Genomic DNA, 6,409 nt, shown 5'->3' with positions numbered 1-6,409 from the left:
GTTCATCCTGAGCCAGGATCAAACTCTCCAATAAAGTTAGTTTGTCTAGCATCTAAAATAAAAATTGACGTTTCACGTTGTTTGTTTCGTTCAGTTTTCAAAGAACTACTTCGTCGCTCAGAAGCGACTTTATCAATATAACATTTCGTTATATTTTCGTCAACAACTTTTTTCAATAAGTTGTTTTTTGTTTGTTTTGTTTGTTACCTTTCGTGGCAACGAATATAAATATACCAGTTTGATTATTAAAATGCAATAGTTTTTCTAATAAAATTTTTAACTTAGTAAAAAAGTATAAAAACAGCACATTTCTTCTATATAAATATAATTTCTCGCACTATCAAGATTTACTATACCCACGCAACTCATGCTCAAATAAAAAAAGCTTTGGAGAAATCTCCAAAGCTTAGTCTTGTTTATGGCGCATAGCAGGGAATAATAATACATCACGAATAGATGGTGCATTTGTTAATAACATAACTAGACGATCAATACCGATTCCTAATCCACCCGTAGGAGGCATACCGTACTCAAGAGCTTCAATATAATCGTCATCCATCATATGAGCTTCATCATTACCTTGTTCGCGCTCTTTTAATTGCGCTTCAAAACGTTCTTTTTGATCGATTGGATCATTTAACTCAGTGAATGCATTTGCATGTTCACGCGCAACGATAAATAATTCGAAACGATCTGTAAATCTTGGATCTTCATCATTCTTTTTCGCAAGCGGCGAGATTTCTACCGGATGACCGTAAATAAATGTTGGTTGGATTAATTTATCTTCTACTTTTTGTTCGAAGAATTCATTTATAATATGACCAACTTCCATTGTATCTTTAATTTCTACATTATGTTCTTTTGCAAGCTCACGCGCTTCTTCTACACTCATCGGATTCCAGAAATCAGCTCCAGAGTATTGCTTAATCGCATCTACCATATGAAGACGTGTCCATTCTGGTTCTAGATTAATTTCATAATCACCATACTGGATTGTTGTTGTACCCAGTACTTTTTTCGCGATATGAGCAACCATATCTTCTGTTAACTTCATAATATCTTTATAATCAGCGTATGCTTCATATAATTCAATCATCGTAAACTCAGGGTTATGACGAGTTGATACACCCTCATTACGGAATACACGGCCGATCTCATATACTTTTTCCAAACCACCTACAATAAGACGCTTTAAATGTAGCTCAATTGCGATACGCATATATAATTCCATATCTAACGCATTATGATGTGTAGTGAAAGGACGCGCAGAAGCTCCACCTGCAATTGCATGCATCATAGGTGTTTCCACTTCAAGATAACCGTTGTCATCTAGGTATCTTCTCATCTCACGAATGATTTTACTACGAGTAACGAACGTTTCACGACTTTCCATACTTGTAATTAAGTCTAAGTAACGTTGACGGTAGCGTTGTTCAACATCTTTTAATCCATGGTATTTATCTGGTAATGGACGAAGAGATTTCGTTAATAGCGTAAAGCCTGTTGCTTTTACTGAAAGTTCTCCAACGTTTGTTTTGAACACTTTACCTTCAATACCTACTAAATCACCTAAATCTGCTGTTTTAAATAATTCGTACTCGTCATCTCCAACAGCATCTTTACGAACATAAATTTGAACTTGTCCATGTAAATCTTGAACGTGTGCAAATCCAGCTTTCCCTTTTCCGCGTTTTGTCATAATACGACCAGCGATAGAAACAGCGATTTCCTTCTCCTCTAATTCTTCCTTAGAGAACTCTCCATATAGACTCACTAAATCAGTTGTTGAATTTGTGCGTTCAAACCTTTTACCGAACGGGTCAATTCCTTGTTCACGTAAATTATGTAGCTTTTCACGACGAACAATCAATTGGTCGTTTAATTCTTCGTGGTTCATGTTATCCATGATATTGATATCACTCCAGCTCTATTTAATTTTACAATATATACAGTATAGCATTTTCTACTCAACTAGAAAAACTGCCAGCAACTAACTGGCAGCTCTTCTTTCTTTCACGTAATTATAGGAAGTGTATAGAAGAATGTCAATCTCCTATGTCCATTATTAACCAACGTAAATTGTTTGTTGTTTCGCTTCCACTTCTTCTACAAATGTACCTAACACATTCGCAAGGTCTTCCCGTGTGTTACAAGCATTAATACCATTACGTACACTCGCATTACCACGAACACCTTTTAAATACCAAGCTGCATGTTTTCTCATCTCTCTTACAGCGACACTTTCGTTCTTTAAGTCAATAAGACGATCTAGATGTAACATACATACATCAATTTTCTCGCGCACTGTTGGTTCCGGCATTAATTCACCCGTCTCCAAATACTTTACCGTACGATAAATCATCCACGGATCTCCAAGAGCCGCACGACCAATCATAACACCATCTACACCAATTTCATCAAGCATACGCTTTGCATCTTGCGGCGTTGCGACATCACCATTTCCGATAACCGGGATATTTACAGATTGTTTTACTTGTTTAATAATATCCCAATCCGCTTTTCCTTCATACATTTGCACTCGTGTACGTCCGTGAACCGCCACAGCTTGGCCACCAGCACGCTCAACAGCCCTAGCATTTTCTATTGCGAAAATATGTTCTTCATCCCAACCGATACGCATTTTAACTGTAACCGGCTTTTCAACAGCATCTACAACCGCTGCTACCATTTCATATATTTTATTCGGATCTAAAAGCCACCTTGCCCCCGCATCACATTTAACGATTTTCGGCACTGGACAACCCATATTAATATCAATTATGTCTGCTGTCGTATATTTATCTACATATTTCGCAGCATCTACAAGAGTTTCTTTCTCTCCACCAAAAATTTGTAAACTTAATGGCTTTTCTCTCTCGTCGATATATAACATATCTAATGTTCTTTTATTATTAAGTAATATTGCCTTATCACTTACCATTTCAGCACAAACTAAGCCGGCACCAAATTCTTTTACTGTTAAACGGAATGCAGAGTTACACACTCCCGCCATCGGTGCTAGTACAACCGGATTTTTCATCTCGATATTTGCAATCTTTAACAATCAACCTACTCCTTCCTGTACAATCACTTTGGCATTAATTCCTCTATCGAAACATTTAATGCCTTAGCAACTTCTACTACAAAATCTTGAGAAGGCGATCTATTCCCTCTCTCAACCTCACCTAAAACAGATACAGATACCCCTAGTTCTTTAGCAAAACCTTCTTGTGTATAGCCTTTTAGCTTTCGAAAAGCACGAATGCGTCTTCCCCATTTTTCTGCTTCCATACCGTTACTCCCTCTCGCCTTTTCATTTCTTCTACTTGTGAACGTGAAATGTTTTGTTTTATGTCTTGATTAATCTCTAACAACGGAACGATAACAAAAGCTCTTTCAAACATCCGCGGATGCGGAACAATAAGATTCTCTGCTTCAATATTCTCTTGATTATAAAGTAAAATGTCAAGGTCGATAGTCCTCGGCCCCCACCTAATTTCCCTTTTTCTTCCTAGGTCATTTTCTACTTTTTGTGTTACTTTCAATAACTCTTGTGGTGATAAATTGGTAGAAATTTTTATAACTAAATTTAAAAAGCAACTTTGGTCAGTATAGCCAACTGGCTCAGTTTCATATACAGATGAAATATCATCAACCTGAATATAAGGATTTTTATTTAAAAACTGAATCGCTTCAGTTAGATACGTATAACGCTCTCCAATATTTGACCCTAATGCAATGTAAGCTATATTGTTCATGGACGTTCTCTCGTAATTTCTACTGCTACAGCACGATAATGACCCGGTATCGGTGGATCCGGCTTAATTACCTTAATTGTACAGCGTGAAATACTTTCATATTGTTTTAATATATCTGCAGCAATATTTTCAGCGATACTCTCCACAAGCTTATACTTTCTATCCTCAACAACTTTTCTACATAATTCGAAAAGCTCTCCATAATTGACCGAATGCTCTAAGTCATCACTTTCCCCTGCACGCTTTAAATCCAACTCCACCGTTAAGTCAACTTTAAATCTCTGACCTAATTTATTCTCCTCTGGGAACACACCATGATAACCATAAAACTCCATATCATGGATATAAATTTTATCCAATTACCTTACCCCCTTACCAATCATCGCATCCATCATTTTAGCCATACGCGCCATTTCTTTCACATCATGGACACGAACAAACTCACAGCCCTTTTCAATACCAAGACAAACGGTAGCTCCTGTTCCCTCAAGACGTTCCTCCACTGGCAAATCTAATACGTGCCCAATAAAGGACTTTCTCGAAGTACCTAAGAGAACCGGATAACCTAGCACATTTAACTGTTCTAAATTACGCATCGCCTCTAAGTTCTGCTCAGGTGTTTTAGCAAAACCGATACCTGGATCTAAAATAATATTCTCATCTGGCACACCAGCATTTTTAGCAATTTTAATACTGTCATACAAATCAGCAATCATATCCGCCATTAAATTACGATAATTCATATTATCGCGGTTATGCATTAAAATGATGGGTACATCATAATGAGCTGCGACTTCAGCAATTTTTGGCTCCGCCTTCGCTCCCCAAATATCATTAATAATATGAGCACCAGCCTCAATTGCTTGCTTTGCAACTTCAGCTTTATATGTATCGATAGATATAGGCAATTTTACTTCTTTTGAAACTGCTTGAATCATCGGGACAACTCGCTTTATTTCTTCTTCTACTGATACTTTAGCAAAACCTGGGCGAGTAGATTCGCCACCAATATCAATAATATGAGCACCTTGACCTTGCATTTCTTTTGCGTGACGTACCGCAGCATCTACCTCGTTGTAACTCCCACCATCAGAAAACGAATCTGGTGTTACATTTAAAATCCCCATAATTAATGTTTTTTCATTTAAATTCAATGTATATTCGCCGCAGCGCAAATCATAATCCCACTTCAAACTACACATCTCCTCTTCGTAATTCATTTCTGCTCCATAATTTCTCTCTTTGCATTCCATAAAGGTACATTAAACTTTTTGTAACCACTCCTACTTTACCCGGGAAATCCTGCGCTTCTATACGATAAAGCGGAACAATTTCTTGAATGGAGTTTGTTACGAAGACTTCATCCGCTGAAAGTAGCTCATCTTTTGTAAAGAAACCTTCCTTTACTTCTATATTTAATTCTTCAGCACTCTTTATAATAAACGCACGAGTGATACCATTTAAAATCCCTGTCTCTAACGAAGGTGTATATAAAACATCACCTTTCACAAAAAATAGATTCGAAACAATACCCTCTGCAACATAACCTGCTTCAGTGAGGAAAATACCTTCCTTACTCACAACATTTCCAATTTCACGCTTCCCTAAAATATTATTTAAATAGTGATGAGACTTCAGGCGAAATGTCCCTTCCGGTGTATTTCGCACTTGTTTTAGAATAACACCTTCTTTTTCCACTACATCCCCTGGAGCTGTTAAAGGTTTTATAAAAACAATAACAGAAGGCTCTTCATACATTTCCGTTTGTAATCCTATTTCATCTATACCCGCCGATACATTAAAACGTACATATGCATGCTTCAATTCATTCTTAGCGAGTAAATCTTTCAAAATAAGCATCACATCATTTTTTGTCATTGTCCATTTAATTTGCAATGTATCCAGCGCCTCTATTAAACGGTTATAATGATCATCCAATAAGAAAGGATGACCATTATAAATACGAAACGTTTCAAAAACTCCAAGACCATATAAATAACCATGATCATAAGGAGAAATTCTCGCTTCACTTGCTTCTACATACTGACCATTTACGTAAATTAACATAATGTCGCACTTGGACTGTATTTACGAATGAAATTCTGCAACAGCTCTTTCCCATGAGAAGTCATAATAGATTCTGGATGGAATTGCACACCCTCTATCGGCAATGTCTTATGACGAAGTGCCATAATTTCCCCTTCCTCTGTCCAAGATGTTACCTCTAAGCAATCGGGTAACGTCTCTTTCTTAACAATAAGGGAATGATAGCGCGTCGCAGTAAACGGATTAGGAATATCCGAAAAAATCGTCTTTCCATCATGATGCATAAGCGACGTTTTTCCATGCATTAATCGCTCTGCACGGACAACCTCTCCCCCAAACACTTGTGCAATAGATTGATGCCCTAGACAAACACCAAAAATCGGAGTCTTTCCAGCAAAGTATTTAATAGCTTCCATACTAATCCCAGCTTCATTAGGACTACATGGGCCTGGAGAAATCATTAGAAAATCTGGTTTCATATTCTCAATATCTGAAATGGTCACTTCATCGTTACGTTTAACAACGAGCTCTTGTCCAAGTTCTCCAAGAAACTGCACTAAATTAAATGTAAAAGAATCATAATTATCAATCATTAATATCATTTC

8 protein-coding genes are annotated in these 6,409 nt (G+C 37.1%); all 8 read right to left on the bottom strand.

From position 1 onward, the window contains the following. Positions 1 to 406 precede the first annotated feature (406 nt). Complete coding sequence (gene lysS, locus ACTFP3_RS28915; protein ID WP_000369668.1) at positions 407 to 1,906, bottom strand: lysine--tRNA ligase; 1,500 nt, start codon at positions 1,904 to 1,906, stop codon at positions 407 to 409. Positions 1,907 to 2,065: 159 nt separating this feature from the next. Beyond that, a complete protein-coding gene (gene dusB / locus ACTFP3_RS28910; RefSeq protein ID WP_000912251.1) occupies positions 2,066 to 3,064 on the bottom strand; it encodes a tRNA dihydrouridine synthase DusB in 999 nt (332 codons plus the stop codon). A gap of 23 nt (positions 3,065 to 3,087) precedes the next feature. Further along, the gene (locus tag ACTFP3_RS28905; RefSeq protein ID WP_000387031.1) at positions 3,088 to 3,291 is read right to left on the bottom strand and encodes a helix-turn-helix domain-containing protein; all 204 of its coding nucleotides are present in this window, start codon (positions 3,289 to 3,291) and stop codon (positions 3,088 to 3,090) included. After that, on the bottom strand, positions 3,243 to 3,758 hold the full coding sequence (folK, locus tag ACTFP3_RS28900) for a 2-amino-4-hydroxy-6-hydroxymethyldihydropteridine diphosphokinase (protein ID WP_001059450.1): 516 nt from the start codon (positions 3,756 to 3,758) through the stop codon (positions 3,243 to 3,245). Before folK ends, ACTFP3_RS28905 begins: the two co-directional genes overlap by 49 nt. Next, on the bottom strand, positions 3,755 to 4,117 hold the full coding sequence (gene folB / locus ACTFP3_RS28895) for a dihydroneopterin aldolase (protein WP_000358062.1): 363 nt from the start codon (positions 4,115 to 4,117) through the stop codon (positions 3,755 to 3,757). Before folB ends, folK begins: the two co-directional genes overlap by 4 nt. After that, the gene (folP, locus tag ACTFP3_RS28890; protein ID WP_002164656.1) at positions 4,118 to 4,978 is read right to left on the bottom strand and encodes a dihydropteroate synthase; all 861 of its coding nucleotides are present in this window, start codon (positions 4,976 to 4,978) and stop codon (positions 4,118 to 4,120) included. Beyond that, positions 4,953 to 5,825, bottom strand: a complete 873-nt coding sequence (gene pabC / locus ACTFP3_RS28885; RefSeq protein WP_000909884.1) for an aminodeoxychorismate lyase — start codon at positions 5,823 to 5,825, stop codon at positions 4,953 to 4,955. Before pabC ends, folP begins: the two co-directional genes overlap by 26 nt. After that, positions 5,819 to 6,406, bottom strand: coding sequence for an aminodeoxychorismate/anthranilate synthase component II (gene pabA, locus ACTFP3_RS28880; protein ID WP_000602290.1), 588 nt, complete (start codon positions 6,404 to 6,406; stop codon positions 5,819 to 5,821). Before pabA ends, pabC begins: the two co-directional genes overlap by 7 nt. Between the last annotated feature and the right edge of the window lie 3 nt (positions 6,407 to 6,409).

Source organism: Bacillus cereus group sp. MYBK5-2 (assembly GCF_051915685.1).
Taxonomy (GTDB): domain Bacteria; phylum Bacillota; class Bacilli; order Bacillales; family Bacillaceae_G; genus Bacillus_A; species Bacillus_A cereus.
The sequence above is the reverse complement of the archived record's forward strand: the minus strand, read 5'-3'. Positions and strand labels throughout refer to the sequence as shown.

Bases quoted from the DNA above. Each gene is read 5' to 3' on its own strand.
- pabA (WP_000602290.1), bottom strand. From the start codon at position 6,406: ATGATATTAATGATTGATAATTATGATTCTTTTACATTTAATTTAGTG.
- lysS (WP_000369668.1), bottom strand. From the start codon at position 1,906: ATGGATAACATGAACCACGAAGAATTAAACGACCAATTGATTGTTCGT.
- folP (WP_002164656.1), bottom strand. From the start codon at position 4,978: ATGAATTACGAAGAGGAGATGTGTAGTTTGAAGTGGGATTATGATTTG.
- pabC (WP_000909884.1), bottom strand. From the start codon at position 5,825: ATGTTAATTTACGTAAATGGTCAGTATGTAGAAGCAAGTGAAGCGAGA.
- ACTFP3_RS28905 (WP_000387031.1), bottom strand. From the start codon at position 3,291: ATGGAAGCAGAAAAATGGGGAAGACGCATTCGTGCTTTTCGAAAGCTA.
- folK (WP_001059450.1), bottom strand. From the start codon at position 3,758: ATGAACAATATAGCTTACATTGCATTAGGGTCAAATATTGGAGAGCGT.